This window comes from Colwellia sp. MEBiC06753, from assembly GCF_053470325.1.
Genome location: NZ_JBQMTM010000015.1, coordinates 1 through 24,204, shown reverse-complemented (window position 1 = coordinate 24,204; position 24,204 = coordinate 1). Strand labels below are relative to the sequence as shown.

General features: G+C 38.9%; 27 protein-coding genes and 2 pseudogenes. 16 read left to right on the top strand and 13 right to left on the bottom strand.

What is annotated here, in order from left to right; all coding sequences use genetic code 11:
• The first annotated feature begins 30 nt into the window (after positions 1-30).
• The 6 genes from prfA to kdsA all read left to right on the top strand — a co-directional run bounded on the left by prfA (position 31) and on the right by kdsA (position 5,667).
• Positions 31-1,119 carry a peptide chain release factor 1 gene (prfA, locus tag ACOB82_RS12405; protein WP_448213300.1) on the top strand — a complete coding sequence of 363 codons (1,089 nt, stop codon included), beginning with the start codon at positions 31-33 and terminating at the stop codon, positions 1,117-1,119.
• Between the two features lie 20 nt (positions 1,120-1,139).
• Complete coding sequence (gene prmC, locus ACOB82_RS12400; RefSeq protein WP_448213299.1) at positions 1,140-1,994, top strand: peptide chain release factor N(5)-glutamine methyltransferase; 855 nt, start codon at positions 1,140-1,142, stop codon at positions 1,992-1,994.
• A gap of 43 nt (positions 1,995-2,037) precedes the next feature.
• The gene (locus ACOB82_RS12395; protein WP_448213298.1) at positions 2,038-2,400 is read left to right on the top strand and encodes a SirB2 family protein; all 363 of its coding nucleotides are present in this window, start codon (positions 2,038-2,040) and stop codon (positions 2,398-2,400) included.
• Positions 2,401-2,664: 264 nt separating this feature from the next.
• Complete coding sequence (locus tag ACOB82_RS12390) at positions 2,665-3,462, top strand: SirB1 family protein (RefSeq protein WP_448213297.1); 798 nt, start codon at positions 2,665-2,667, stop codon at positions 3,460-3,462.
• A gap of 15 nt (positions 3,463-3,477) precedes the next feature.
• Entirely contained in the window at positions 3,478-4,725 is a 1,248-nt protein-coding gene (locus tag ACOB82_RS12385) for a DUF819 family protein (protein WP_448213296.1), read from the top strand.
• A gap of 99 nt (positions 4,726-4,824) precedes the next feature.
• A complete protein-coding gene (gene kdsA / locus ACOB82_RS12380) occupies positions 4,825-5,667 on the top strand; it encodes a 3-deoxy-8-phosphooctulonate synthase (protein ID WP_448213295.1) in 843 nt (280 codons plus the stop codon).
• 162 nt (positions 5,668-5,829) lie between these two features.
• Here the strand turns inward: kdsA and ACOB82_RS12375 are convergent, their stop codons facing one another.
• On the bottom strand, positions 5,830-6,111 hold the full coding sequence (locus tag ACOB82_RS12375) for a hypothetical protein (RefSeq protein ID WP_448213294.1): 282 nt from the start codon (positions 6,109-6,111) through the stop codon (positions 5,830-5,832).
• 286 nt (positions 6,112-6,397) lie between these two features.
• On the opposite strand from ACOB82_RS12375, the gene ACOB82_RS12370 reads away from it, so the two are divergent.
• From ACOB82_RS12370 to rlmM, 4 genes are read left to right on the top strand one after another with little or no spacing between them, the layout of a single operon-like run.
• The gene (locus ACOB82_RS12370) at positions 6,398-7,315 is read left to right on the top strand and encodes a transcriptional regulator GcvA (protein ID WP_448213293.1); all 918 of its coding nucleotides are present in this window, start codon (positions 6,398-6,400) and stop codon (positions 7,313-7,315) included.
• Positions 7,312-7,974 carry an alpha/beta family hydrolase gene (locus tag ACOB82_RS12365; RefSeq protein ID WP_448213292.1) on the top strand — a complete coding sequence of 221 codons (663 nt, stop codon included), beginning with the start codon at positions 7,312-7,314 and terminating at the stop codon, positions 7,972-7,974. The genes ACOB82_RS12370 and ACOB82_RS12365 overlap by 4 nt, the downstream gene beginning before the upstream one ends.
• Positions 7,967-8,353, top strand: a complete 387-nt coding sequence (locus tag ACOB82_RS12360; RefSeq protein WP_448213291.1) for a DUF423 domain-containing protein — start codon at positions 7,967-7,969, stop codon at positions 8,351-8,353. The genes ACOB82_RS12365 and ACOB82_RS12360 overlap by 8 nt, the downstream gene beginning before the upstream one ends.
• 6 nt (positions 8,354-8,359) lie before the next feature.
• Positions 8,360-9,451, top strand: coding sequence for a 23S rRNA (cytidine(2498)-2'-O)-methyltransferase RlmM (rlmM, locus tag ACOB82_RS12355; RefSeq protein ID WP_448213290.1), 1,092 nt, complete (start codon positions 8,360-8,362; stop codon positions 9,449-9,451).
• Between the two features lie 86 nt (positions 9,452-9,537).
• Here the strand turns inward: rlmM and ACOB82_RS12350 are convergent, their stop codons facing one another.
• From ACOB82_RS12350 to ACOB82_RS12325, 6 genes are all read right to left on the bottom strand, one after another.
• A complete protein-coding gene (locus tag ACOB82_RS12350; protein ID WP_448213289.1) occupies positions 9,538-10,515 on the bottom strand; it encodes a hypothetical protein in 978 nt (325 codons plus the stop codon).
• 248 nt (positions 10,516-10,763) lie between these two features.
• Positions 10,764-11,771: an isocitrate dehydrogenase gene (locus ACOB82_RS12345; RefSeq protein ID WP_448213288.1), complete on the bottom strand. Its 1,008-nt coding sequence runs from the start codon at positions 11,769-11,771 to the stop codon at positions 10,764-10,766.
• 200 nt (positions 11,772-11,971) lie between these two features.
• Positions 11,972-12,358 carry a DUF3192 domain-containing protein gene (locus tag ACOB82_RS12340; protein ID WP_448213287.1) on the bottom strand — a complete coding sequence of 129 codons (387 nt, stop codon included), beginning with the start codon at positions 12,356-12,358 and terminating at the stop codon, positions 11,972-11,974.
• A gap of 98 nt (positions 12,359-12,456) precedes the next feature.
• A complete protein-coding gene (gene xni, locus ACOB82_RS12335; protein WP_448213286.1) occupies positions 12,457-13,275 on the bottom strand; it encodes a flap endonuclease Xni in 819 nt (272 codons plus the stop codon).
• 5 nt (positions 13,276-13,280) lie between these two features.
• Positions 13,281-14,639: a nucleotide 5'-monophosphate nucleosidase PpnN gene (ppnN, locus tag ACOB82_RS12330; RefSeq protein WP_448213285.1), complete on the bottom strand. Its 1,359-nt coding sequence runs from the start codon at positions 14,637-14,639 to the stop codon at positions 13,281-13,283.
• Positions 14,640-14,681: 42 nt separating this feature from the next.
• Positions 14,682-16,274, bottom strand: a complete 1,593-nt coding sequence (locus ACOB82_RS12325; RefSeq protein ID WP_448213284.1) for a GGDEF domain-containing protein — start codon at positions 16,272-16,274, stop codon at positions 14,682-14,684.
• A 259-nt stretch (positions 16,275-16,533) separates the two neighbouring features.
• On the opposite strand from ACOB82_RS12325, the gene ACOB82_RS12320 reads away from it, so the two are divergent.
• Positions 16,534-18,327: a M61 family metallopeptidase gene (locus ACOB82_RS12320; RefSeq protein ID WP_448213283.1), complete on the top strand. Its 1,794-nt coding sequence runs from the start codon at positions 16,534-16,536 to the stop codon at positions 18,325-18,327.
• Between the two features lie 100 nt (positions 18,328-18,427).
• On the opposite strand, the pseudogene tnpA reads toward ACOB82_RS12320, so the two are convergent.
• Positions 18,428-18,760 (bottom strand): annotated as a pseudogene (tnpA, locus tag ACOB82_RS12315) (IS200/IS605 family transposase); the annotation flags it as partial.
• A 3-nt stretch (positions 18,761-18,763) separates the two neighbouring features.
• The gene (gene queF / locus ACOB82_RS12310) at positions 18,764-19,627 is read right to left on the bottom strand and encodes an NADPH-dependent 7-cyano-7-deazaguanine reductase QueF (RefSeq protein ID WP_448213282.1); all 864 of its coding nucleotides are present in this window, start codon (positions 19,625-19,627) and stop codon (positions 18,764-18,766) included.
• A 59-nt stretch (positions 19,628-19,686) separates the two neighbouring features.
• Here queF and syd point away from each other — a divergent pair, with 59 nt between their 5' ends.
• Positions 19,687-20,250, top strand: coding sequence for a SecY-interacting protein (gene syd, locus ACOB82_RS12305; protein ID WP_448213377.1), 564 nt, complete (start codon positions 19,687-19,689; stop codon positions 20,248-20,250).
• Here the strand turns inward: syd and ACOB82_RS12300 are convergent.
• Positions 20,247-20,564 (bottom strand): hypothetical protein, encoded by a 318-nt coding sequence (locus tag ACOB82_RS12300; RefSeq protein WP_448213281.1) that lies wholly within the window; start codon positions 20,562-20,564, stop codon positions 20,247-20,249. The genes syd and ACOB82_RS12300 overlap by 4 nt on opposite strands.
• Positions 20,565-20,731: 167 nt before the next feature.
• Between ACOB82_RS12300 and ACOB82_RS12295 the strand changes: the two genes are divergently transcribed.
• A complete protein-coding gene (locus tag ACOB82_RS12295) occupies positions 20,732-21,100 on the top strand; it encodes a DUF3192 domain-containing protein (RefSeq protein WP_448213280.1) in 369 nt (122 codons plus the stop codon).
• A 113-nt stretch (positions 21,101-21,213) separates the two neighbouring features.
• Here the strand turns inward: ACOB82_RS12295 and ACOB82_RS12290 are convergent, their stop codons facing one another.
• Both ACOB82_RS12290 and ACOB82_RS12285 read right to left on the bottom strand, forming a co-directional pair.
• Positions 21,214-21,537 (bottom strand): STAS domain-containing protein, encoded by a 324-nt coding sequence (locus tag ACOB82_RS12290; protein ID WP_448213279.1) that lies wholly within the window; start codon positions 21,535-21,537, stop codon positions 21,214-21,216.
• Between the two features lie 177 nt (positions 21,538-21,714).
• Positions 21,715-21,945, bottom strand: coding sequence for a DUF2789 family protein (locus tag ACOB82_RS12285; protein ID WP_448213278.1), 231 nt, complete (start codon positions 21,943-21,945; stop codon positions 21,715-21,717).
• A 201-nt stretch (positions 21,946-22,146) separates the two neighbouring features.
• Here ACOB82_RS12285 and ACOB82_RS12280 point away from each other — a divergent pair, with 201 nt between their 5' ends.
• From ACOB82_RS12280 to ACOB82_RS12270, 3 genes are all read left to right on the top strand, one after another.
• Positions 22,147-22,791 (top strand): GNAT family N-acetyltransferase, encoded by a 645-nt coding sequence (locus ACOB82_RS12280; protein ID WP_448213277.1) that lies wholly within the window; start codon positions 22,147-22,149, stop codon positions 22,789-22,791.
• The gene (locus tag ACOB82_RS12275; protein WP_448213276.1) at positions 22,791-23,099 is read left to right on the top strand and encodes an Mpo1-like protein; all 309 of its coding nucleotides are present in this window, start codon (positions 22,791-22,793) and stop codon (positions 23,097-23,099) included. Before ACOB82_RS12280 ends, ACOB82_RS12275 begins: the two co-directional genes overlap by 1 nt.
• Before the next feature lie 93 nt (positions 23,100-23,192).
• Positions 23,193-23,966: a hypothetical protein gene (locus ACOB82_RS12270; protein ID WP_448213275.1), complete on the top strand. Its 774-nt coding sequence runs from the start codon at positions 23,193-23,195 to the stop codon at positions 23,964-23,966.
• 115 nt (positions 23,967-24,081) lie between these two features.
• Here ACOB82_RS12270 and ACOB82_RS12265 read toward each other — a convergent pair.
• A pseudogene (locus tag ACOB82_RS12265) lies at positions 24,082-24,204 on the bottom strand (IS1595 family transposase); the annotation flags it as partial.

The window sequence follows — 24,204 nt, the reverse complement described above, 5'->3', positions numbered from 1 at the left end:
TTGCGCGACTTTTACATAAGATAGTAATCCATGAAAGAATCTGTATATAGCAAACTTGAAGGCTTGGTAGAGCGTTTTGAAGAAGTTCAGGCGTTATTGTCTGATCCCAGTACCATTGCCGATCAAGAAAAATTTAAAGCACTTTCTAAAGAGTTTTCTCAGTTAGAGGAAACTACTAAGGTCTTTAAGCAATACCAAGGTGCGGAAGAAGATTTCGCCATGGCAGAAGAAATGCTTAAAGATGACGATCCTGATATGCGTGAAATGGCACAGGACGAATTTAAAGCGGCCAAGCAAGCAATTGAAGACTTGGAAGGTGAGTTACAGATTTTATTACTACCAAAAGATCCGAATGATGATAATAACTGCTTTATCGAGATTCGTGCCGGTGCTGGTGGTGATGAAGCCGCGATTTTTGCTGGCGATTTATTCCGTATGTACAGCCGTTATGCAGAAAAGAAAGGCTGGAAAGTCGAATTAATGAATGCCAATGAAAGTGAGCAGGGCGGCTATAAAGAAATTATCGCCAAAATGGTCGGTGATGGCGTTTATGGTGAAATGAAGTTTGAGTCAGGCGGTCACCGCGTGCAACGTGTGCCAGAAACTGAATCACAAGGCCGTGTGCATACTTCAGCTTGTACTGTGGTAGTGATGCCGGAAATTCCAGAATCTGAAGCGATTGAAATTAATAAAACTGATTTGAAAATTGATACCTTCCGTGCTTCTGGCGCTGGTGGTCAACACGTTAACAAAACTGACTCGGCCATTCGTATTACTCATATCCCAACGGGAGTGGTTGTTGAGTGTCAGGATCAACGTTCACAGCATAAAAACCGTGCTCAAGCAATGTCAGTACTTCAAGCGCGTTTACAACAAGCTGAAGATGACAAACGTCGCGCTGAAGAAGATTCGTCTCGTCGTAGCTTAGTGGCAAGTGGTGATCGTTCAGAGCGTATTCGTACTTACAATTATCCACAAAGTCGTATGACAGATCATCGCATTAACTTAACGCTTTACCGCTTAAATGAGGTGATGGAAGGTAATTTACAATTGGTAATGGATCCGATTTTACAGGAAAACCAAGCAGACTTATTAGCATCTCTTGCTGATCAAAGTTAACTGTTTGGCTTGTAAAGTCTATGTTTATAGGTGATGAACATCTAACCATTGAACAACTTATCAGCTCAGCAAGTAAACAGCTTGCTGAGCACTCAGATAGCCCACAACTTGATGCGCGAGTTCTACTTGCTCATGCACTGAACAAAGAGTTAACCTATTTACTGACCTGGTTTGATAAACGACTTGATGCGGACGTTGTTGCTAGCTTTGAAACTTTACTGCAACGTCGAATAACCGGCGAGCCTGTTGCTTATATTATCGGCATTAAAGAATTTTGGTCACTACCATTTTTAGTTTCACCATCAACCCTGATCCCGCGTCCTGATACTGAAACGCTAGTTGAATTAGTATTGGATAATCATCTTGATCAGCCAATTAAATTATTGGACTTAGGCACTGGCACTGGCGCAATAGCCTTAGCGTTAGCATCAGAACAGCCCATGTGGCAAATTGATGCGGTCGATTTTAATTCTGATGCGGTAAACTTAGCCAAGCGCAATGCTAAAGCACTTAAGCTGGAGCAGGTTAATATTTATCAATCAAACTGGTTTTCTGGCATAGATAACTCCAAACGATTTGATGTTATTGTCAGTAATCCGCCTTATATTGATCAAGATGATCCGCACTTAGTGCAAGGTGATGTGAGATTTGAACCCGAGTCAGCATTAGTCGCAGACAATCACGGTCTTGCTGATATTGAGCATATTTGCCAAATGGCAAAACATTATTTAACGGCAAATGGCGAACTGTATTTTGAACATGGCTTTGAGCAAGGTTCATTAGTGCAGGGAATACTGGCAAATCATGGTTACCAAGTTATTGAAACGGTAAAAGATCTTGCTGGTAATGATCGTATTACTTGGGCTAAATTATAAACCAAAGAGTAAAAACAAGAACAATAAGAGTAGGAATAACTTTATGAAACATCTTCATATGTTGCTGGCAGTGATCAGCGTGGCATTTTTCACATTACGATTTTTCTGGCTAATGAAATCGCCAACCATGCTAGATAAAAAATGGGTAAAAATCTCACCGCATGTTATCGATACCTTTTTACTGGGCATTGGTGTGGTAATGGCGGTTAAATTAGCCATTAACCCGATGGAGCAATTGTGGCTTGCTGAAAAAATTATGGCGATTGTTGCATATATTTTTACTGGTTTATATGCATTAAAATTTGCCAGAACCCGCGTTATGCAAATATTTGGCTATGTAGGAGCCATGGGGTGGGTCATGTTAGTGTTTAAAATTGCTCATACGAAACAAACATTTTTCTTTTAGTCGTTGATCCGTCACTGAGTGTTTGGCTTTTCTATTGGGTTATTATCGGGTTATTGCCTGTTTAGGTAGCATAACTATGCTACGCTGGCTCTGCTTTGTATAACAGCCAAGCACTTTGCTGCAAAAATAAACCTAAACGTTCAGCAGACTCAAGCGACGCTAATTTTATTTGGCGTTGCTCTTTAAAAGTGCATAGTGAGTCCCCACAATACCCTATTAACGTTGTACCCCCTAAGTTTATTAAGTGTCTAAGTATTAACTCCCATGAATGATTTGCTGTTATCTGAAATAAATACTGATCAAGAAGACATGCTGCGAGCAGTTATGTTGATTGAAGAATTTATCTTTGAACAAAAATCCAATGTTTTACCTGCTATTGAAGCATTGGTTGATTATTGTGAGCAGGAGTTAGCCGATATTGATGAACCGTTAGCACAAGCTGAACATTTAATTAATGTGCTGTTTATCGATTTATTACTATTAGAGTCAAAGAAAAACACTTGGCCAGTGGCGGCATTTACCTTAGAGCAAGCGATTGGCTATCGAGAAGTTCATCCTGTATTAAAGGCAATTCTAATTAAATACATTGCTGAGCAGTGTGGTTTTGAGGCTGATTTAGTTTTTGTGCCAGAAAAAGTAATGCTACGTTTAATTTGCGATCAACAATACGCGATTATCTTTGATCCGCTTAATGGTGAATCGCTAAATTGGCAGGAGTTAGATAATCGTCTTGAAGAGTCATCACAAGAGCCAAGCGCTTATCTTGATGCGCTAGACACTAAAGCTGTTGTTGTCGAGTACTTAACGGCACTGAAAAATGCGCTGATCCAAGAACAGCAATACACCAAAGCATTGCGCTGTGTTGATGTGTTAATTACGTTAAAACCTGATGACCCTTTTCAGCGCCGAGATCGCGGATTTTTGCTTCATCAGCTCGATTGCTTTAAAGTGGCTTACGACGATTATCAATATTTTGTTAATCAATGCCCGCAAGACCCTGCGGCACAAATATTAAAATTACAATTAGAAAATATCACTATTTCAAATACAGTTATTCATTAGATTCACGGAGCCTTAATGACTCACAATCCTTTAATTACCAACGATGCTGTTGTTCTTGGCTTGTTGGCATTTATTCTGGGCGCGGTATTTAAAACTGCCCATAGCAACCACCCTTGGTGTCGTAAGTTTTATAAATACGTACCGGCACTATTGCTTTGTTATTTCTTGCCATCACTATTAAATACCTTTGGTGTGGTCGATGGTCATAACTCAAACGTTTATTACGTAGCTTCCCGTTATTTACTGCCTGCGTGTTTGATTTTATTAACCATTAGTATTGATTTAAAAGCCATCATTAATTTAGGGCCCAAAGCGCTGATTATGTTTTTAACCGGTACTGTAGGTATCGTGATTGGCGGTCCTATTGCTATTTTAGTGATGAGTGCCTTTGTGCCAGAAGCCTTTGGCGGTAATGGCCCTGATGCCGTGTGGCGCGGCATGACAACTATCGCTGGTAGTTGGATAGGTGGTGGTGCTAACCAAGCGTCAATGAAAGAAATGTTTAATGTCGGCGGTAATATTTTTTCAGCAATGGTAACCGTTGACATTATTATGGCGAACTTATGGATGGCTGTATTACTGTTTATGACGGCACGCCATAAAGAAATTGATGCCAGAACTGGCGCTGATACCCGTGCTATTGAAGAGCTAAAAGTTAAGGTGGAAGCGTACCATGCTCAAAATAGCAAAACGCCACAGCTTAACGACTATATAAAAATGCTTGCTATTGCCTTTTCTATTACGGGCTTAGCACATTTTTGTGCTGATTTTCTTGGACCATTTTTTGGCGAAACGTTCCCGTGGGCTAAAGAGTTTAGTTTAAATAGCAAGTTTTTCTGGTTAATTATTATTTCAACCACTATAGGTATTGGCTTATCTTTTACTAAAGTAAGAGAAATAGAGTCGGTTGGCGCATCAAAGATTGGTCAAGTATTTATTTATATCTTAGTAGCCTCTATTGGCCTGCATATGAATATTATGGCGATTGCAGAAACACCGATGTATTTCTTGATGGGGCTGATTTGGATGTTAATTCATGCCAGCTTTATGTTGATTGTTGCCAAACTAATTAAGGCACCACTGTTTTATATGGCGGTTGGTAGTCAGGCAAATGTTGGCGGTGCCGCTTCCGCGCCAGTGGTTGCTTCTGCATTTCATCCGTCTTTGGCACCAGTAGGTGTATTATTAGCGGTGTTAGGCTATGGGGTTGGTACTTACATGGCTTATATTTGTGGTTTGTTGATGCAGGCAGTTTCCGGCTAAAACGATCAGGTTTAAAGAATCAGCTTAAAGCCTTCTGATTAAAAAGCCAGAGTGAAAAGTCAAAGTAAAAGATACGAGTTTAAAATTTAAGGAATATTAATGACAATTAATAAAGTGAATGTCAGCACAATAGAAGTGGCAAACGATAAGCCATTTACTTTGTTTGGCGGTATGAACGTACTGGAGTCTCGTGATTTAGCACTGAAAATCTGTGAGCACTATGTTGAAGTGACACAAAAGCTGAATATTCCTTATGTGTTTAAAGCATCGTTTGATAAGGCAAATCGCTCATCGGTTCACTCATACCGCGGTCCAGGTATGGATGAAGGCTTAAAAATATTTGAAGAGATTAAGTCAACGTTCAATGTACCGATCATTACTGACGTTCACGAACCATATCAGGCACAGCCAGTTGCTGACGTGGTTGATGTTATTCAATTACCAGCATTTTTAGCACGTCAAACCGATTTAGTTGTGGCTATGGCGAAAACCGGCGCTGCAATTAATGTTAAGAAACCGCAGTTTTTAGCGGCTCATGAAATGCGCCATATCATTAAAAAGTTTGCTGAAGCGGGTAATGAAAAAGTGATGCTTTGTGAGCGGGGTAGTTGCTATGGCTACAATAATTTAGTGGTTGATATGCTGGCGATGGATGAAATGACGCATTACGCGCCAGTGATTTTTGATGCAACTCATGCCCTACAAAAACCAGGTGGTCGTAGTGATTCGGCTGACGGTCGACGCGCGCAAGCGGCACAACTTGCCCGTAGTGGCATGGCATTAGGTATTGCGGGGTTATTTATTGAAGCACACCCAAATCCAAGTGAAGCCAAGTGCGATGGCCCGTGTGCATTGCCATTAGATAAACTAGAGCCTTACTTAGCGCAAATGAAAGCGATTGATGATTTAGTTAAAGGTTTTGAGCCCCTAGTGACTGACTAAATCTAAATAACAGTTTAAAAATCAAAAAAGGTGCTTTTAGCACCTTTTTTATTGGTTGTATTCTATGTTTATTGCAGATGTTAGGCTAGGTTGTTGTATTCTATGCCTAACTGGTTGTCTAACTAAGTGCCTAACTAAATTGATTAAATTAACAAACTTAAATTATTCAGCGACGTTTAACTTTTGATCGGCACTGGCATATGCCATTAAGGTATTAGCACTTGCATTCACCTTAATCTGACTTTTGTTTAAGATCAGAATCTGTGGCTTTAATGTAATTGCTAAGTCTTTTGTGCCTTGCTCAGATATATAGTTATGGGCAATAGTGACATAAACTTGATTGTTAATTTTTGTTGCTTTTTCGGCAACAGTAGCAGTTTTAGCCTGTACTTGGCTAACGACGAGCGATAATATCGCTGCAATGGTTAGAGTGATTTTTTTCATGAGGTTACCTTTAAATTACGTCAATTTTCCTTATAGATGTAAAAGAACCTATCTCCACCGGAAATGATTACGGGTTGGGAACGTAATCAAATTTTAAATAGTCAAATCAAGACTTAGAGATGTTGTCCTTCATCTACAGGGGAAATTTTAAGCCAAATGGTCAAGAGTTAACACTGACATAAATTCACTTTTTACATTAGAAAAACTAATGAATTAATTTGCCGTGATTTCATTTCTTTGTCATAATCCCGCGATAGTCTTTTTTCTCTTTATCAGGTAGGTTGCTTTGGCCTCTCGTCTCCCACCGTTAAATGCCTTACGCGCGTTTGAAGCGGCTGCTCGGCAGTTAAGTTTTACTCGTGCAGCAGAAGAACTTTTTGTTACGCAAGCAGCAATTAGTCATCAAATTAAAGCATTGGAAGAGCATTTAGGCATTAAACTGTTTATGCGAAAAAACCGTGCATTATTATTAACAGAAGAAGGCCAAGCCTATTATTTAGATATAAAAGATATTTTTAATGCACTACACGAAGCCACTGAGAAGCTTTTAGCTCGGGGCGCCAAAGGGGCAATTACCGTTGCACTGCAGCCCAGTGTTGCTATTCAGTGGCTGGTACCCAGACTAAACGCGTTTAATGCATTACACCCCGATATAGATGTGCGAATTGTCGCGGTGGATCAAGCTGAAAATTCATTAACCGAAGATGTTGATGTTGCAATTTATTATGGTCGCGGGCGCTGGAGCAAAGTATTAGCGGAAAAGCTATATACCGAATATTTAATTCCAGTGTGCTCACCGCTGCTAATGAATGGTAAAAAGCCGTTATATACGTTGAATGATTTAGCTAATCATACATTATTGCATGATACCTCTCGTCGTGACTGGAAGCGCTGGTTTAAAGATGTTGGTGTTAAAGGCGTTAACGTTAATCACGGGCCTATTTTTAGTCACTCGTCGATGGTTCTTCAGGCTGCTATTCATGGCCAAGGTATTGCGTTAGCCTACAGTGTTTTGGCAAAGCCAGATATCGATGCAGGTCGGTTAGTTTGTCCATTTAATGATGTTTTAGTGAGTAAAAATGCTTATTACATTGTCTGTAGAGAACATCAAGCAGATGTCGGTAAAATTGCAGCGTTTCGCGAGTGGATGTTAACGACAGTTGAAAGCGAACGTGAGCACATTGAAGATGGGCAAATTCGATGACAAGCTCAGTAATTATTCAACACGCAAAAACACCTAAAGCCAATGTGCTCTTTGCTCATGGTGCCGGTGCAGATAAGTCGTCTGATTTTATCGTTAAGGTCAGTGATTTATTAGTTGAACAAGGTATTTCGGTTATTCGATTTAACTTTCCCTATATGGATAAGCGTTTAGCAGATGGTAAACGCCGACCGCCAGATCGCATGCCTAAACTTCTTGACTGTTTTATTGATCATATTAATCAAACTTCAAATGACTTGCCGTTATTTATTGGCGGAAAATCTATGGGCAGCCGTGTCGCAGCAATGTTGACCAGTGATATGGAGCTACCTTTAGATACTCAGCTTAATAAGTCTATTTTAGGTACTTTTTGCCTAGGTTATCCTTTTCACCCAATTGGTAAACCTGAAAACCTAAGGCTAGAGCCACTGACTCAGCGTGATAACGATATACTGATAGTGCAAGGTGAACGAGACAAGTTAGGTGATGAAATAGAGATCGCCGGCTATCAATTGCCCGAGTTATGTAAAGTGAACTTTCTGCCTGATGGTGATCATGATTTAAAGCCGCGAGTAAAATCGGGTTTTAACTATAGTGCCCATATTAAAAGTGCGGCAGATGCTATTGTTAATTACATTAATGAGAAGCTAGCAAATGCTTAATATATTTATTGCGCGATTTATTCCTATTTTTATTGGTGTTAGTGGTGCTTTCTGCGTATTATTCGGCGCTTGGTTAGCTCATGCCGGCGTAAATTTGTCAGCAGAGCTAAATAGTCGGCTGACAACAGCACATCATTATCAAGTAATTCATACGCTTGCGCTACTAGCGGTATATGTACTAATACAGTTCAAACCGCGTAAAACCTTATATCTGAGCGCTGGTTTATTGGTGCTGGGCATTTTATTGTTCAGCGGTACGTTATATTTAAAAACCCTGTTGATGATGCCCGTTATTGGTAAATTAACGCCAATGGGCGGTGTAACGTTAGCTTTGGCTTGGCTGTCTTTGGTATATACCGGCGTTGTCGTTAAAAGGTAAAAGAAAATGAAAACCTCAATAGTTTTATATTGTCGTCCAGGCTTTGAAAAAGAATGTGGCGCTGAAATTCAAGAAAAAGCCGCATGGAATGAAATATATGGCTACCTTGAAATAATGAAAAAGCAGGGTGTGGTCTTTTTTCATTTACACCAAGCTGAAGATGGCGAAAAGTTGATGGAAAAGTTGCCATTAAAGCGCCTTATTTTTGCTCGCCAATGGTTTGTTACCTTAACCGAAAAAATTGAATTACCTGACTACAATCGTGTTGAAGCAATTTGTGAAGCGCTTGGCACAGATTGGCAATATGCCGATTTACGCATGGAAACGCCAGATAGCAACGAAGGTAAAGAGTTAACTAAATTTTGTCGAAAGCTTGCCGTACCACTGCGCCAAGCATTGCGTAAAAACAAAGTGTTAACTGAAAAAGATGATAATGAAGGCGCGGTTTTACATGCGCTATTCTTCTCTGGCAGTGAAGTGATTTTAGGATTTTCATTAGGCACTAATACCTCGCCACATGTGATGGGCATTCCAAGGCTTAAGTTTCCTTCTCAAGCGCCGAGCCGCTCAACATTAAAGCTTGATGAAGCGTTTTTATACTTTATTCCTAAAAGCGAATGGGAAACTCGTTTAACGTCAGGTCTACGCGCGGTTGATTTAGGTGCAGCACCCGGTGGTTGGACTTATCAGCTAGTGCGCCGCGGTATGATGGTGCAAGCGGTGGATAATGGCCCTATGGCAGAATCGCTAATGGAAACTGGGCAAGTTAAGCATTTTATGGTGGATGGTTTTAAATTTATTCCGGCAAAACAAAATGTTTATTGGCTGGTCTGCGATATGGTAGAAAAGCCGCATCGTGTAGCCTACTTAATGACAGAATGGCTATTGCATGGCTACTGCAAAGAAGCGATGTTTAATTTGAAGTTGCCAATGAAAGGGCGCTACCAGCAAGTACAAAAAGACTTACAAATGATCAAAGACAGATTTGCCGAGCATGAAGTGAAATACGAAATGTATGCTAAGCATTTGTATTATGATCGTGAAGAAATTACCGTACATGCACGGTTATTATCACCACCGCCATTGGTAAAGGGTTAGCTTTACTATCAAATTCAAGCTCCGAATTAATTGGAGCTTGAATTGTACTAGGTATAGATTATTCACGTAAAAGTACAAATAATCCGTTACTGATGACTTAATTTTCGAAGTAACACAATTAAGGAAAATAACATTAATGCTATAGCAGGGGGCTCAGGTACTGAAACAATGCTAAGTGAACTGGCAAATATTGCTTTCACTTCTTCATCACTATCTATCCCCTTTATACCTAAACTTGTCGTCATGGTATTTGCAGAATCAACCCAACCTCCGTTTAATGCAAATGCTTGCGATAGTCCCCAAAGTTGGAATTCGTCACCGTTGTTTACTTCGAATGAGATAGTCATATTTCGATAGTTTTTACTAGTGTCAACAATGCCATTATCTTCTGCAGACAAGTAAGAACTAACATCCAAAGATTCTCCCCAGTATTCAGGAAATAGCTGTTCACCAAATGTCATATTTTGGCTAGCGCCAATTTGTAAAATATAAAATGAATCTGGATCGTTTCCCCAAGCCCCATTTGATAGAGCGAAATCAAAGTTAGCGCTGAACTCTAGTGTTGTCGTTTCGCCTGACCATAAATAGCTTTGAGCCGAAAATAAATTTGCAGAATTTCGTTCTCCATAATCCGCGTTAACTACGAAATGAGCTTCGGGTAATGCCAATTCAGTATCATCTAGCTCAGCTTGCAACCAAATATCACCATCATCATTTTCTAGGTAAGCACTACTAATATTGGGGGATATTTGATCCATAGATATTTTTGTACCAGGATTTGCTCCTTCAAAAAATACCTCCCATTGTGTATTGAAAATACAGGCGTCAGCCGGGGTTAAATCAGCCTTATTATTTGAAAAGGGGAAACCATGATCTGGATTAGACATGGTATCTCCCCACTTCGCTATGTAGCCATCGAAATCATCGGCTACAGAGGTACAAGTTCGCTGGGTAAGGTTAACCGATGTGGAACTTTTGACTAAGCCTGCTTGGCTAGTAAAAGAGGCAAGTATTGTGGCAGAAGTAACAGCGTAAAAAAGTGTTCTTAACGTTTTGTGTTTCATAGATATTCCTTCTCATTGTTTTTTTTGGTTGAAAATTAAGCAGTTGTTGTGCCGAATCTTTAACCATTTGAATATTAAGAAGTTTAATATTTTGCCTTGTAAAAAATGTGTTAAATTTATTAAAAGGAGAGGTGTTTTGTCGGGAATATATATTTTATTGTAAAAAAACTAGACATTTACAATGACTTAATAAAAAAGCCCCGTTAATGGCGGGGCTTTTTATATTAGCTGTTTGAGAAGTTATAAAATTATAAACGCTCTAATACTGCTTCAGTAAAGTCTGTAGTACCGTGTGTGCCGCCTAAGTCACGCGTAGTACGGTCACCTGATTCAATCACGTCAGTAATGGCTTTACGAATTGCATCGGCTTTATCACCCATTTCTAAGTATTCAAGCATTTGAATAGCTGCCAGAATAACAGACGTTGGGTTGGCTAAGTTTTTACCTGCGATATCTGGCGCACTACCGTGAACCGCTTCGAAAATTGCACAGTCTTTACCAATGTTAGCACCCGGTGCCATACCTAAACCACCAACAAGACCGGCACATAAGTCAGATAAAATATCACCGAATAGGTTAGTGGTAACGATTACGTCGAACTGCTCTGGGTTCATTACTAACTGCATACAACAGTTATCAACAATCATTTCTGCAGATTCGATATCTGGGTAACGTTCACCAACTTCACGAGCAACTTTTAAGAATAAGCCAGAAGTTGATTTTAAGATGTTTGCTTTGTGTACGGCAGTAACTTTCTTACGGCCTTCTTTACGTGCCGTTTCATAGGCAAACTCGACAATGCGCTCAGCACCTTCACGAGTAATTAAGCTCATAGCTTCTGCTGTTGCGCCGTCTTCAGAAATAGTTTGACCAAGTCCTGAGTACATACCTTCAGTGTTTTCACGAATGGTAATGATATCAATGTTTTCGTAACGCGCTTTTGTGCCTTTAAATGACAATACCGGGCGTACGTTAGCATAAAGTTGGAATTGCTTACGTAAAGTTACGTTAATAGACGTAAAACCTTCACCTACAGGCGTTGTTAAAGGGCCTTTTAGGGTGATTTTGTTTTTCTTGATTAGTTCTAATGTTTCTTCCGGTACTAATTCACCGTGCTTTTCTAATGCTACTAAACCTGCATCAGCATATTCATAATCGAAATCACAACCTGCTTTATCTAAAACTTTAATTGTTGCATCGATAATATCTGGACCGATACCGTCGCCAGGAATTACTGTGATAGTTTGCTTAGCCATTTAATTTTACCTTTAAACTTTGAATGAAGGGTTTTCAAAGCATAGTTGAAAAGCAGAAAAACGCTGCTTGTCGTACCACTTTGAAAAATTGCGCGTGTTATACCATGGCTTAGGCTTGTAAGCCAGTAATAAAGCTTTCAGTATGAATTACAGAAAGCCGCAATATTTTATGCGGCTAGGATGTGATTAGGAATAGTGCTTTAGTCTAACTTTAAATCGCTAAATTGTGTGTAGGCAACATTGCCGATAGCGGTAAGTACCCCGTTACTAAAGAGCAATGGTGTACACTCTTCTTGGGTGGTTATACCGTCTGACTTTACGTGTTGTGTGCGATAAAACATTACTTGGTAATTGATACCATTCACTTTCTTAGCCTCAGTAATATCTGGGCTACCTAAATCTTCAATCGCTTGCTCAAAGGTAAAATCTTCTAATTTTAATTTAGCGATGTATTGTCGATTGTATGCTTCTCTGTCTTCCCACTTCATATTGGCAGGGTTGTCGTCATAAAAATTAACGACTAATAAAACGAAAACGCCGTAAGCGGCTAAAGCTAATAAAATGCGAAGAATGACTTTTTTATTCATGTTAATAGATACAGCAAGGACCTTGTTTTTATGCTGCCGATAGCATAGCGATTTGACCAGCATTTTTAAATAGTTAGTTAAAATTTTGTCAATGTTTTTTAGTCAACATCACAGCTGTTATCGCTTAAGCGAATATCTTTTAAATTAAAACCTAGCGGGATATTTTGTTTTAAGGTCAAAAGTTGGTGGCTAAGTTTTAGCATTTCTTTGCCTTGTTCAAGCTTTTCTTTAATGGAGGATTTAACTTTATCCGCCGCTAATATCGCACTAAGGGAGCCGTAAGTGTTGATAAGTTCGGCGGCGGTGATTTGACCAACACCGGCAACGCCGGGGATTTTATTGGTGCTGTCGCCGGTTAGCGCCCATAAATCAATAAGTTGGCTAGACTTTACACTGAATTTATCTGAAATGTACTGATCATCTAAATAGCGTCGATTGAAATAATCATATACATGAATATTGTTGTTTAATAATGAGAGAAAACATTTGTCGGTGGAAACAATCGTTACTTGCTGATTGCGCAGTGCCACTTTAATAGCCAGCGTTGCAATAACATCATCGGCTTCGTCTTCCTCTGGTTCAATTGAGTCGATACCGATCGATAAAAAGCCGTCTTGGATCACCGGTAATTGCTCAGCTAAATGCTGGGGCATTTTTTTACGCCCCTTTTTATAGTCAGGGTACAATTGATAGCGCCAGCATAGCTGCTCACTATCAAATACCGCGACACCATGAGTAGGTTGCAATTGCGCTAAAATATTGGCTACTGCTGTAGTGCACGCTTGAACTGTGTTGTGTAATACTTGCTTTTTGGTGTTGTCAGACAGTTCGTTATTTAATAAAAATGGGCGCTCTTGCACCGCATATATTCGTCTGATCAGATTGAGTGCATCAATTAAGACAACATGTGCAGTCATTCAACCTATCCTTGAGCAATTTGATAACAGGGTACATATTCACTACCAGGCAACTTCATTCGTTGTTGTTTTACAAAAGACGCTAAAAGCTTATCCATTAATGCCATAATTTTCTCTTCACCAGAAATAACAAATGGGCCATGCTTTCTTATCGCTTTTATGCCATTAGATTTTACATTGCCGGCAACAATACCAGAAAATATCCGGCGTAAGTTCGCAGCAAGTTCAGCAGTGTTCATGTCACTTTTGACTGTTAAGTTTGCCATGTTTTGGTGCGAGGGTTCAAATGGTTGTTGAAATTGTTTATCAATGGCTAACGTCCAATTAAAGTGAAATGAGTCACCCGTTGTCTTGCGGTACGCCAATACTTGCTCAAGCGATTGGTTTAGGGTTTGGGCAACTTTTGGCGCATCATCAATAATAATTTGATACAAACTTTGTGCTTTTTTCCCTAAAGTGGCACCAACAAAGTTATCAATTTCAGTAAAATACTCGGCACTTTCTTTTGGGCCAGTTAAGATAATTGGCAACTTTTGCTCTGCATTTTTTTCATGCAGCATAATACCTAAAATATACAGAAATTCTTCCGCAGTACCTGCGCCGCCAGGGAAAATAATAATGCCATGGGAAAGTCGAACAAATGCCTCTAAACGCTTTTCAATATCAGGCATAATAATCAGTTCATTAACAATAGGGTTGGGGGGCTCTGCAGCAATAATGCTCGGCTCGGTTAGCCCTAAATAGCGACCTACAGGGTTACGTTGCTTGGCATGGCCTATAGTTGCACCTTTCATTGGCCCTTTCATTGCGCCAGGGCCACAACCAGTGCAAATATTAAACCCACGCAGGCCTAATTGATAACCGACCTCTTTGGTGTATTTATATTCATCATTGTTAATTGAATGCCCGCCCCAACAGGTTATTAAGTTGGCTTTACTTTCGGGTAAAATCGCATTGGCATTGCGCAGGATATCAAACACTATGTGGGTCATTTTATCTTGTTCACAACTCGGCGTGTTGCATAGGGCATCATATTTATCGTTGATAAATAAAATATCACGCAGCACTGCTGATAGGTGCTCGCGAATACCTCGAATGATTTTACCGTCAACAAAGGCTTCTTCTGGTGGGTTTAGGAGGTCAAGCTTGACGCCACGCTCACGACGTACCACCGTAATTTGAAAGTCTAAAAACTGGCGATAAATTTGTTCAGCATCATCGGTATGGCTACCAACATTTAATACAGCAAGTGAGCAATTGCGATATAGGTCATAAAGCTTCTTGCTTACCGACTCTTGTAGTTGATCAACTTCATATTGAGATAATAGGTTCATGTTGCCAACAGGGTTTACTTGAATATGCATAGAAATCTCCCTTTTTTGGGTGAAAGACAGTAGGCGCTGTGTTTATTCTGCGTAGGTAACTTGGTTTTTGCCGTTGTTTTTAGATTGATAGAGTGCTTGGTCGGCTCTTTCAAACGCCTGATGAATGTTGTCTTCTGGTTTTATATAGGTGACACCAATGGAGGTACTGATATTGACTTTGGTGTTTTTAAATTTAAATGGTAATTTGGCGATGTGTTTGCGTAAATTATTGAGTGTTAACATTAAGTCGCCATAACTTAATTCTTCAAAAACCAGCACAAATTCTTCTCCGCCATAGCGAGCGGTAAACGCTAGCTCGCCTAATTGTTTATCAATCGTTGAAGCAATAACTTTTAGGGTTTTATCACCTGCGGTGTGGCCATAAGTATCATTGATTCGCTTAAAATCGTCTAAATCAATGATGGCTATTGCCAACTTAAATGGCGAATGATGGAAGCGAACGAGTTGCTTTGCGATATACTCATCAAATGCCGCGCGGTTGTTTAGTTTTGTTAGGCCGTCTTGCTTGCTCTTTTTTTGTTGCTCTAATAGGCGCTTCTCAAACGTCTGGCCTTGCTTTTCTAAATCCAGCACTTTTGCTTTCATTTGATCTAGCTGTGTTTCCAGTGAATTGAAGTACTCCAATTCATTTAATGATTTGATTTCAACCGTTTTAGCAATGGTTTCAATACGTTTTGACAAAGAAGATTTAACCTCACTTAACGAGTTCGCATCACTGAGCACTGTGGTCATTGCTTCAAGTTCAGTACTCAGTTTTTGATTAATTTTTTCGTGTAAATGTTTTTGCTCGTCAGAGTAAATTAAGGTTGATTTTACCGCGCGCTGTAACTTAGTCAGAGCTCCAGATAACGTTGATAAAAAGGTTTTAGCTGTGGCGCGCTCTTGCTCCATATCTGCGGCAACAATTTGAAAGGCTTTCACCATATTCTCTAGCACGGCATCGTTGATGTCAGTAGAGCTGGCAAGGCTTGCCTTGACCTGTATTAACTTTTTCTGTTGAAGATCGGACAGCACTAAGTTATCTAATATTTCAATGAACTGGTTAATACTTTGCGTTGAGCCGGTATATTGCAGTGCTATTGGTTTCGCGTCTTCACGACTAAATGGCAACGTCGCCTTAATATTGTCTTTTGTTGCCAAAACCTCGGCATATATGGCTAATAGTTCATTCAATTTAGGAATATATTGAATTAACGAATCTTTGGTGTCGCTGTTGTTAGTTAAGAGCTCTCTAAGTTGACGCCTAGACTGGGCTGGCATACCTTTACTTTTTTGCAGTAGTTCGCCTGCATGATGAAACTCATTGTGCATTTGGCGAATATTGGCATCATTTTTATTCGCTTGTTGCTGTAAGAGCTTAGTAATGCTTTCAAGCTCTGTTTCTAATGCCGTTACAGTAAATGGCTTTTTAAGCATATTTCTTAATTTAGCCAAGCGATTGTCTAGTACTAAGTCGACGCCTTTGCATAATAAGGACAATTTGGCGATAAATTCATTGAGCAAACTAGAACGTTTTTTAAAATCTTCTTCTAGTTCATTGTGGGAGTTGATAGCGGTATCTAGCTTAATTTTTAATTGATTGAATTGACTGTGCGGTACAGATTTCTCGCTCATCGTTAATCATTTCCCTAAATTAAATTAACTTTCAATATCTTGAACAAAACTTTAGCGCAAAAATTTACACTTTGCTCTCACTATTGAATGTATATCAGAACCGGCAATAAAACTATTTTAGTGACAATAAATTTGTCATTAAGTGTCTAAGCTTGTGATTTTTGTTGGTTATCCATGGAAATTGTATACAAACAAGGTAAAATGCTGGGCTTCATATTTTGCTAGAGTACGCTCTAATTATTATAAGGCACGTTTTAATATGCATGTTTTGACTCGTCGTTTTGGTCAATTATCCATTATTCTTTCTACGGTGTTTTCTGCGCAGGTTTTGGCCGACGTTAAAGTAAATATCGATTTACTTAAAGCCGAGCATCATTATGCCAACGTATCGTTGACGCTTCCTGAATCAGATGCTGTTTCTGTTGATTTAAAGTTACCAACATGGCGTACAGGACGTTATGAAATTCTAAACTTAGCCAACGGTATTCGCGAATTTAGCTTAGGCGATGACACTCAAACATGGCAGAAAATTGATAAAGATACGTGGCGTATTTCAGGTGACTTATCTGACGGTATCAAGGTGAGTTACCAAGTTTACGCTAATCAATTGGGGTATCGTACACGTCATGTTGATGACAGCCATGCATTTTTAGATGCTTCAGGCGTGGTGATGTATACCGAAAAAACGCGTGATGATAAGCATGTTATTCAATTAAAAGTACCTAAAAAGTGGCGCAGTGTATCAGGCTTAGCAACGGGTCGTAATAAGCACCAATTTATTGCCCCTAATTATGATGTATTAATTGATTCACCGATTGAAACGGGAATTAACGAACATCACGAATTTAGCGTAGATGGCCGTGATTACGAGTTAGTGATCTGGGGTCAGGGTAACTACGATAGCAAGCAAATGGTGAAAGATCTTGAAGTAATGGTCGCTCAAAGTAGCGCCATTTGGTCTGACTACCCATTTTCTCGATATGTGTTTATGGTGCACGCAACCAGCGGTGCGCGCGGTGCAACAGAGCATTTAAACTCAACCATTATCCAACGTTCACGTTTTAGCTTTTCAGATCGCAAAGACTATTTAGGCTTTTTAGGCACTGCAGCCCATGAGTTTGTTCATACATGGAACGTCAAGCAGTACCGCCCAGAAGGACTAGTGCCTTACGATTATCAAAATGAAAATTATTCAAACTTGTTATGGTTATCAGAAGGCTCAACTAGCTACTTACAAAATCAATTGTTGATGCGTGGTGAGTTGATGACTGCTAAAGAGTGGTTGAAAAACCTAGCTGGTCGAATCAAAGGTTATAACCATAAGCCTGGTCGTGATGCGCAATCGGTTGCTGAGGCGAGCTTTGATAGCTGGATAAACGAGGGTGGTGATTACGGTAATAACCACAGCGTAAATATTTACTCGGAAGGCTTCTTAGTGTCTTGGATGTTAGATGTTGCAATATTAGAGCAAACAAACTTGGTGAAAAGTTACCGCAATGTTCATGATATTCTATATAAAGAGCATAGCATTCCTAAGACCTTTAACGATCAAGATGTAATTAATATTATCAACCGAGTAACAGGTGAAGATTATGCTCCTTGGTGGCAACAAAATGTTGATGGTTTTGCTAAACCTGATTTCGATGAGTTGTTAGCAAAATCGGGCTTAGAAATTAGCTATGGAAACGATGATAAAACTACTGCTTGGACGGGGCTTTCTACTAAACCACATAATAATGGTTTAATTGTTACTCGTGTTGAAAAGGGGAGCCCAGCGTGGAAAGCTGGTTTAACAACTGATGATATTATTATCGCGGTTGATGGTTTACGTATGGCAGATAAAGATCTAGAAAAACGTTTGAAGAACTTTAAAGCCGATCAGAAAGTGGCGTTTACTTTCTTTAGACGTGATGAACTTGCTAACAAAACGGTAAAATTACAGCCAAAACCTGCAGGTGAGTTAACGGTTGTTGCGAAAAAAGACGCAACTGCTGAGCAAAAAGCATTATTTGAAGCTTGGACAGGGTTAACATTTCCAGAACCTGCTAAATAATGCTGATAGTTAATTTTATATAAAACTGCTTTATTGCAGCGAATAAAAATCCACCTGCATAGCAGGTGGCTTTGACACGGCTCCCTATAAGGGAGCTTTTTTATTTATCAACATCCAGTTGTAATTGACGCTCTTCCTCTTCTTTAGCAACTTTGTCTTGGTATTTTACATACCTTTTTATTATTGCCTCGTTAGCGCCAACTGAATCAACAAAGTATCCTCTTTGCCAGAAATGATTTCCCCATAGCTTTTTCTTTCGTAAGTATGGAAATTTAGCAAAGATTCGGATTGCTACTCGGCCTTTTACATACCCAACCAACTCTGAAACACTCAAACTTGGTGGTGTTCGAACTACAAGGTGAACATGGTCTATCTGCACATTTAGCTCCACAATGTGACATTTCTTCATACTGCAGTACACGTAAATGCTTCGTACTTATTGCCTATAAGTGCGACAGCGTGGCGGTATACTATGCATAGAGCTTCGGTAAGGGTTGATGTCTAAACCTCCACGACGAGTATATCTAGCGTAAACTGTTAGTTCACTCGGCTGGCAATATTGCATGATATCGCAATAAATACGTTCAACACATTGCTCATGAAATTCATTGTGCTCACGGAAACTAATTAAGTACTTTAGTAGGGCTTCATGGTTGATTGGTGCGCCGGTATAGCTGATATAAACCGTTGCCCAGTCAGGTTGATTCGTGATCAAGCAATTAGATTTTAATAAATGACTCACTAAGTGTTCAGTGAGCTCGATTGCCGACAATTCACTGGTTAAATTAACCGATTGTTCTAATAGCTCAGGTTGATAGTGATAACTATCGATAGTGACATCAAGTTCGTCAATACAAACGGCATCTACTTTCGTTAAATCAAGCGCAGGGCAGTCATCAACAGGATATAAGGTAACGCTAACTTCAGCCTTGGCCGTGCTGGTTAAGTCTTTAATCAAGGCTTGGCGAACGTCGTTTATCGATTCAAACTTGCTTTGGTTAAAACTATTTAAATAAAGTTTAAATGATTTCGACTCAACGAGGTTTTCACTAGTACAAGGAAAAACAAACTCTGCTACCGCAACCACAGGTTTCCCCTTGGCGTTTAGCCAAGAAAGCTCATAACCATACCAAATGTCTTCGCCATAAAATGGCAGCGCTTGTTGATCGATAGCTAAATCATCACGATTTAAACTGCGTGGTACCCCTTGCAATAGGCTTGGGTCATACTTATTACTATATTCGGTTGCTTTTCCAAGCGTTAATCCGTGTAATAAGTCGTTATTTTGATACTTTGTCATATTGTGCTTAATCACTAGTTCAGCATTATTAGGCGTTATTTTACTAGGAAAATTAATTGATGGTACCCTCTAAATCTAACTTGTCTGCCCAAATTCATCAGCTATCCCAGCAATATGTTGAACTTTTTAAACAAAAGCATGGACATTTGCCTGTGGTCGAAAAAGATGAAAACTGGCCATCACCTTGTTTGTCGGGTGAATACTCAAAAGAAGCTGACTACTGGCATCCGGTAGTAATTAATGAAAATTTAAGTTTCGACAATATGGAATCCGCCTTAGGTTTGGCGTTACATCCAGATATAAAATGCTACTTTACCAGTATTTATAGTGAAAGCTTTGATTTAAGTTGCGAAGAAGGCCATTTCAGCTTGTTATTCATATGGAGTGAAGCTGACTTTGAGCGCTTACAGGAAAACTTAATTGGTCATATTTTAATGAAAAGAAAACTCAAACAATCACCTACGGTTTTCTTTGCTTTAACGGATGATGAAAACTTTATTTTATCGATAGAGAATGAAACTGGTGCTGTTTGGGTTGAGCAAGTAGGCAAGGCCCCACATAAAAAGCTTGCAGAAAGCTTGTCTGAGTTTTTAGCCCAAGCAACACCAATAATTTACGACTAATCGTTGTTAATTTTTATACTTTTCTCAAGGGCTATAACTTGTTGTTTTAATAATTCAATTTCTTTTACTAATGGAGCGATAGCGTTAGCTATTGCTCGTTCCAACTCCTGATCTTTCGTTGGCTTTTCGGACTCAGTAATATCCATTTTTGTATGGATATTCTCAGGCTCATGCTGCCAATTTTTTAATGCTTGTATAATTGTTGGTAATGGCGCAGGTTGGCTTAATCGCGCTTTTACTTTGGCTACACTAGGTGTACCACCTTCATTAGCTATTTGATTAGCAATGGATAATATTTCACCTTTAATCGTCATATTTCACATCTGGTATCGATATTTATTAAAAATTAGGAAATATGACCAACTCAATAAGTCTGTTTTGCAGCGCTATAAATAAATTTTATTTAATATCAATAACTTAGTTTGTTGGTCTATTATTTGCTGACTAGGTAAATAATAACAAACTTAAGGAATTATTACCTATGAAAAAATCACTAATTGTTTTACTTGCAGCACTACCATTAACTTTGTCATTAACTGGCTGTGTAATTTCCGTAGGCGGCGATGAAGATAGAGGCTATAGCTTTGATCATGAAGATCGTGCATATGAAAATCGTAAAAAAATTGCAGTACTACAATTAAACTCTAGTTTTGCAGATGTTCAACATACCTTGGGTGTCGCTGATTTTAATGAAGTGTATCAAAAAGACGATGAAAACATTCAAGTGCTTTACTATCGCACTAATCGTAAACACAAAGATGGTTTAACGACAAAAGATGAATGTACACCACTAATTTTCAAAAATGGTATGTTAGTGAGCTGGGGCGAAAAGGCCTATGCGTTACTTTAGACGATACTAGTATTGGTTTAAATTGATAGAGAATAATATAAAAGGGCTAATAAGCCCTTTTATATTTTAATAGCTGTCGCTGTAAGCTTTATATCGTACTAGTAGAGTAAAAATTAACTAGCTTCGCTGTTAAGGTTAAATTTTTTATCAAAATTTGCAGCTCTAAGTAATCGATAAGCTTGGCATTCTTGTGTCGGAAACTTTACGACTAAGTATCCTTTTTGTGAATCAACATAATCATTTAAGATTAATAACATAGCTAACGCAGATACATCCAAAGTTACGGCATTACTTAAATCCATGATAAATGTTGCTCCAATTATGCTCATGGCTAGAAATGCAGAGCGAAAGTCATAGTAATTTTCTATGGTTAAGGCTCCGTCTACTTTGATCGTAAATACTGAGTTACTAGTCGAATGATTTGTTTGTAAATTCATATTCAACCTATTACTAACTTGGTTAAATATATTTTTCCATCGCAAACCGCATCAATATATTTAATGTGCTTTAAACGGGCGATATTCTATATCAGGTCGTACCAGTTATCAAGCGGTAACAAATGTGCTTTGAAATGTAAAACTACTCACAATATTTGGTTTTACTGCGAACTAGAATTAACGAAGCATTGAATCTAGCGTGTCAACAAGTTCAGCCCAATCGGCATCATCTTCTTTTGCCTGATGAATAAAATTGGCTTGTGAAGGGCTCCAAAATGTTGCTTGTGATAACCCGATTGACATAGGTAAGCCTTGATGTTTTTTCACAAAATTTTCAATATCGGCATTTGAATTATCTAACCCAAGTTGGGCGAATAGGTCGTTTAAGCTGTGTTGCATAGACTCCATAATTCCTCCAATTTTTTTGCTGAAATCGATAAGTGTCTCTAACAGTATAACCTTAAACAAGGAAACTGTTTGAATATTGACCTACTTCTTAACTTGCTGGTAAGGTGGAGTTTCGAAAAAAAATAATAATAAAGTTTGCTGTCAACAAATAGCGTTGTATAAACCAATATAGTTGTATAGTTAAGAAAAATGGGGAAGGGTATGACAAGTACTGTAGCCACACCAAATAATGTAGATATTAGAGCAACTTACTTAGCTGCGGAAGATTTAAAAATTGCAGCGTCGTTACTTTATCAGGCATATCATGATGATCCGGTTTTTTTAGAAATATTTAGTGGTGATAAAGAAGACTATGAGCAACGGCTACGAGCTTCAATTCGAGAAGAACTGGGCGTGTTCTGGCAGGCGAAACAACCTATGGTTGGACTTTATTTAGGTGAGGCTATGGTTGGGGTTGCCTGTTTAAACAGTCCTGATGATGGGGTTGGATTTGAGCGTTTTTGGCATTGGCGACTGAAAATGCTGTTAAGTGCTGGTTACTTCTCAACCAAGCAAATGATGGAAAAAGAAAAAATTATCATGCAGGAAGTACCGCTGAAAAAATTTCATATGCTAAGTTTTATCGCCATTCATCCATTGCATCAACATCACGGTTTTGGTCATTATTTAATGGCGGCGGTAAATACCGTTTTAGAGACCCACCCCGATAGTGAAGGGGTTGCGGTTTATGCTACTAATGATAAATATCGAGCATTCTTTAACGATGTTGATTATCAGTTAATTAAAGAGGTACAGGTTGGCAAAGTTAGTGGTGCGTTAATGGTGCATTATCGGGAGCAAGATTAATGACTGATATAAAGAAATATCAGAGTTTTGAACAGTTTTATCCTTTTTATTTATCACAACATCAAAATAAAATTTGTCGCGGCTTGCACTATGTAGGAACGTCACTCGGCCTATTGTTATTTATAGGTGCACTTTATTATCAATCGTTACTTTTAATGGTAGCAGCAATTGTTTCTGGCTATGCGTTTGCTTGGGTGGGACATTTCTTTTTTGAAAAAAATAAACCAGCAACTTTTATTTATCCTTGGTATAGCTTTATAGGCGACTGGCGGATGCTTAAAGATAAGCTAATGGGCAAAGAAAAGTAATAAATCACTTTTTAATCGTCTGTACCTAACTAATTAAGGTTCATATAACTTCCTTGCATTGTGCTACCTTTAAGTGATAAGGAGATAATCACGATGAATGGAAGTTATCATTGTCACCATTGCTTAAAGTTCTTAACAGGTCCGCAGTACCTTCACAGCAAGTATTGTAACCTGCCGGATTGTCAACGTGCTAAAGCACGAGTTGCAATTGAACGAAAAAGGCAGCAGCAGCTTGTGTTGGAAGAACAGTTGGTGCAAGAAGTTCATTCGAAAGGTGACCAAGTAAATGAGTATCATCCAAGTGACGGAAAATTAGGACGCACGCTAGTCGGCTTGGTACCAAGTAATGTAAACGTGCTAAAAAAAGTGCCGAAAATACGTATTAAGCGCTTTACTCAGCATTTAACCCAAGTGCTTCAGCATAATGTAGAGTCGCATAAAAATTTCCCTTATTCGCAGTCTGACCATCAAATTATCGATCAACAACAAGACCCGGTATGGCTGGCTACAGCTTGTGCCACGTGCAAAGGACACTGCTGTCGTCTAGGAAAAGATCATGGTTTTTTAGACTTTAACTCCATAATACATGTAAAGAATAATTTAGGTACAAGGTATTCAGATGGTGAAATTGTAAATTTATATCAAAGCTATATAGTCGATGAGTCAATTGAAAACAGCTGTATATTCCAAGGGGGAAGGGGATGTCGTTTACCACATGAACTGCGTTCGCTTACGTGTAAACGCTATTTATGTGAGCAAGTAAAATCAATTATAGCGTCAGATAAAGCCCATCCTGCTAAGACAATATATTTTGGAGCGGTTAGTGATGAAAGTTTACATCGAATTGATATTTTTAAATTGCCTTGAAATATTTAGTGGTTGACTCCACGCTAAATAGAAGGGGGATTCAAGACTATTAAAAAATAAATCAAAAGTATTTAAATACAGGTGTTTTAAAGCAACATCTGTATTTAAATGTTGGCTATGTTCCCATTAACTGTTGTTGAATGCGAAATAGCTTGTTTTCATTAAGGTTTCCAGGAGCATCCATATACCTGAACCAACCAAGGTAATGATCAAGGTACTTTGTGGCGACTCCATGAAA

Coding starts and splice junctions, on each gene's coding strand:
- prfA (WP_448213300.1), top strand. CDS start 31: ATGAAAGAATCTGTATATAGCAAACTTGAAGGCTTGGTAGAGCGTTTT.
- rlmM (WP_448213290.1), top strand. CDS start 8,360: ATGAAAACCTCAATAGTTTTATATTGTCGTCCAGGCTTTGAAAAAGAA.
- ACOB82_RS12365 (WP_448213292.1), top strand. CDS start 7,312: ATGACAAGCTCAGTAATTATTCAACACGCAAAAACACCTAAAGCCAAT.
- ACOB82_RS12395 (WP_448213298.1), top strand. CDS start 2,038: ATGAAACATCTTCATATGTTGCTGGCAGTGATCAGCGTGGCATTTTTC.
- ACOB82_RS12325 (WP_448213284.1), bottom strand. CDS start 16,274: ATGAGCGAGAAATCTGTACCGCACAGTCAATTCAATCAATTAAAAATT.
- queF (WP_448213282.1), bottom strand. CDS start 19,627: ATGACAAAGTATCAAAATAACGACTTATTACACGGATTAACGCTTGGA.
- xni (WP_448213286.1), bottom strand. CDS start 13,275: ATGACTGCACATGTTGTCTTAATTGATGCACTCAATCTGATCAGACGA.
- ACOB82_RS12290 (WP_448213279.1), bottom strand. CDS start 21,537: ATGAATTTACAAACAAATCATTCGACTAGTAACTCAGTATTTACGATC.
- ACOB82_RS12280 (WP_448213277.1), top strand. CDS start 22,147: ATGACAAGTACTGTAGCCACACCAAATAATGTAGATATTAGAGCAACT.
- ACOB82_RS12385 (WP_448213296.1), top strand. CDS start 3,478: ATGACTCACAATCCTTTAATTACCAACGATGCTGTTGTTCTTGGCTTG.
- ACOB82_RS12390 (WP_448213297.1), top strand. CDS start 2,665: ATGAATGATTTGCTGTTATCTGAAATAAATACTGATCAAGAAGACATG.
- ppnN (WP_448213285.1), bottom strand. CDS start 14,639: ATGCATATTCAAGTAAACCCTGTTGGCAACATGAACCTATTATCTCAA.
- ACOB82_RS12375 (WP_448213294.1), bottom strand. CDS start 6,111: ATGAAAAAAATCACTCTAACCATTGCAGCGATATTATCGCTCGTCGTT.
- ACOB82_RS12360 (WP_448213291.1), top strand. CDS start 7,967: ATGCTTAATATATTTATTGCGCGATTTATTCCTATTTTTATTGGTGTT.
- ACOB82_RS12300 (WP_448213281.1), bottom strand. CDS start 20,564: ATGACGATTAAAGGTGAAATATTATCCATTGCTAATCAAATAGCTAAT.
- ACOB82_RS12295 (WP_448213280.1), top strand. CDS start 20,732: ATGAAAAAATCACTAATTGTTTTACTTGCAGCACTACCATTAACTTTG.
- prmC (WP_448213299.1), top strand. CDS start 1,140: ATGTTTATAGGTGATGAACATCTAACCATTGAACAACTTATCAGCTCA.
- ACOB82_RS12320 (WP_448213283.1), top strand. CDS start 16,534: ATGCATGTTTTGACTCGTCGTTTTGGTCAATTATCCATTATTCTTTCT.
- syd (WP_448213377.1), top strand. CDS start 19,687: ATGGTACCCTCTAAATCTAACTTGTCTGCCCAAATTCATCAGCTATCC.
- ACOB82_RS12275 (WP_448213276.1), top strand. CDS start 22,791: ATGACTGATATAAAGAAATATCAGAGTTTTGAACAGTTTTATCCTTTT.
- ACOB82_RS12340 (WP_448213287.1), bottom strand. CDS start 12,358: ATGAATAAAAAAGTCATTCTTCGCATTTTATTAGCTTTAGCCGCTTAC.
- ACOB82_RS12350 (WP_448213289.1), bottom strand. CDS start 10,515: ATGAAACACAAAACGTTAAGAACACTTTTTTACGCTGTTACTTCTGCC.
- ACOB82_RS12270 (WP_448213275.1), top strand. CDS start 23,193: ATGAATGGAAGTTATCATTGTCACCATTGCTTAAAGTTCTTAACAGGT.
- kdsA (WP_448213295.1), top strand. CDS start 4,825: ATGACAATTAATAAAGTGAATGTCAGCACAATAGAAGTGGCAAACGAT.
- ACOB82_RS12345 (WP_448213288.1), bottom strand. CDS start 11,771: ATGGCTAAGCAAACTATCACAGTAATTCCTGGCGACGGTATCGGTCCA.
- ACOB82_RS12285 (WP_448213278.1), bottom strand. CDS start 21,945: ATGGAGTCTATGCAACACAGCTTAAACGACCTATTCGCCCAACTTGGG.